Genomic DNA, 2205 nt, shown 5'->3' on the forward strand with positions numbered 1-2205 from the left:
GCCGAACGGGTGCACCACGTCCTCGGCGTCGTGCATCAGGAAGGCGCCGAACTTCTGGCCGCTCTTCTCCTCGTACAGAAGGATGTTCTGCACGATCCAGTTCAGGCAGTCGGCCTTGGAGGTCGGCCCGTCGTGCGGCACCTCGGCCCGATGCACGTTGGGAAAGCGCTGGCGCACCTTCTCGACCTCGCGCCGGGTCTCCGGGTCGTTGGCGTAGACCCCCACGAAGATGTGGTAGCGGCTGTAGTCGAAGGTGTTGTTGGTGTTGGCCACCATGCTGGCGATGACGTCCGACTCCTGCCAGGCGGGCACCATGATGGCGATCAGCTTCTCGGGCTCGCGTTCCAGCAGGGCTTGCGGCGCCGGCCGCTCCCAGAAGGTGCAGAACCGCACCAGCAGTCCCCACCAGTAGGCGAGATCGATCAGCAGATCGTCCAGCGAGCTGATCAGGATCAGCACCGCCGAGATGATCACCGCCCAGCGCAGCACCTCCCAGTAGCCCAGGACGAAGGCGTACAGGTCCGCGCCCGTCGGCAGGAACGCCGTCAGGAGGTTCAGCCAGTACCCGAGGGTGATGGCCAGGACGGGAGACATGTCAGACCGCCGCCCGGATCTGTTCGCCGCCCGGCGCCTTGGCCGGGCTCCAGCGCGAGACGACGTCGGCGATACGCCCGGCCGCGAAGCCGTCGCCGAACGGGCTGATCGCGCGGACCATCTGCATCCGCTGGGGTTCGTTGGTCAGCAGGGCGGTGGCGGCCTCGACCACGTCGTCCGTCCGCGCGCCGACCAGCTTGGCCACGCCCGCCTCTACGGCCTCGGCCCGTTCGGTGGCGTCGCGCAGCACCAGAACCGGCACGCCAAGAACCGGGCCTTCCTCCTGCACCCCGCCGGAGTCCGAAAGGACCAGGGTGGCGCTCTTCAGGTGCGCGAGGAAGCCGAGATAGTCCAGCGGCTCGACGATGCGGATGCGGTCCTGGTTCACCAGGGCCGCGTCGACACGACCGCGCAGCGCCGGGTTGGCGTGGGCCGCGAAAACGATCTCGATATCGGACACCTGGTCGCGAATCTGGAGCAGCGCGGCCAGAACCTGTTCCAATTCGGGACCCCAGTTCTCGCGCCGGTGCACGGTGACCAGCACCAGGCGCAGGCCATCGGTCAGCGGGACGGGCGTCACGCGGGCGCCCGACAGCCGAACGGCGTCGATTCCGGTGTTGCCGGTCATGTGGATACGGTGCTGGGACACGCCCCCGCGCAGCAGGTTCCGGACCGCGGCTTCGGTCGGGGCGAAATGCAGGTCGGCCAGCTGACCGACGACGCACCGCCAGCCCTCCTCGGGGAAGGGTTGCTCAAGATCGAAGGTGCGCAGGCCGGCCTCGACGTGGCCGATCGGAATCCGCCGGGCGAAGCCCGCCATGGCCCCGGCCGCCGTTGTCGAGGTGTCGCCCTGCACCAGCACCAGCTGTGGGGCCAGACGGCCCAGAACGTCATCCAGCCGGTCCATGATCTGGGCGAAGCGTCCGCCCAGGGTGCGCTCCGGCGAGGGCGGGTCCAGCCGGATCTCCGGCGTGATTCCGAAGGTCTCCAGCGCCTGCGCGTTCAGGGAGCCCTGCTGCTCGGTGGAGATCCACACGGGCTCCAGCCCGGGCACGGCGCCCAGCGCGGCTCGAACCGGCGCCAATTTGACGACTTCAGGACGAGTGCCTGCAAGTATAGCGATCTTCACAACCAGCCCCACAACCTTATCGAGAGGTCTCGATCGTCGCGGTGTGCAACTCTCGCGCCCAACAGAGGCTGAGGGTCTTGTTGTCCGCCGTTCATCTACACGAACCCCCTCAGGCCCGGGCGGGCGTCTAGCCGGGGTAGGCGACCAGACCGCGGCTGCCTCAAGACCGCTTTACGGCAGCTTCACCGTTGCCTCAGCAGATCGTTCCACCGCCAGCTTCCGGTCCCCAGCACCACCCGCGCCGCGCCGGGGGCGTCGCTCATGGTGATCAGGACCAGGCCGCGCATGGTCTCGCGGCGGCAGGCCTGGGGGGCGAAGGCGACCTCCAGGGCGATGGCCTGACGCACGCCCGCCAGCCCCTTGCCCGACTGCCCCGGCGTCTGGCGCCAGTCGCCGTCCCAGACCAGCAGGGCGCGGCCCGGGCCGGCGGCGCTATGGGCGCTGGCGATGGCCGCGCGCACATCGGCGTCGCCGCGCAGGGC

General features: G+C 69.4%; 2 protein-coding genes and 1 pseudogene. All 3 read right to left on the reverse strand.

Annotated features, from left to right (window positions below):
* On the reverse strand, nt 1-594 hold a 594-nt coding region (locus tag Q0C81_RS18150; RefSeq protein ID WP_291841222.1), incomplete at its 3' end, for a glycosyltransferase.
* 1 nt (nt 595) lies between these two features.
* Complete coding sequence (gene wecB, locus Q0C81_RS18155) at nt 596-1735, reverse strand: non-hydrolyzing UDP-N-acetylglucosamine 2-epimerase (RefSeq protein ID WP_367118042.1); 1140 nt, start codon at nt 1733-1735, stop codon at nt 596-598.
* A 170-nt stretch (nt 1736-1905) separates the two neighbouring features.
* Nucleotides 1906-2205 (reverse strand): annotated as a pseudogene (locus tag Q0C81_RS18160) (hypothetical protein); the annotation flags it as partial.

The organism is Brevundimonas sp. (assembly GCF_023259385.1).
In the GTDB taxonomy this organism is placed as follows: domain Bacteria; phylum Pseudomonadota; class Alphaproteobacteria; order Caulobacterales; family Caulobacteraceae; genus Brevundimonas.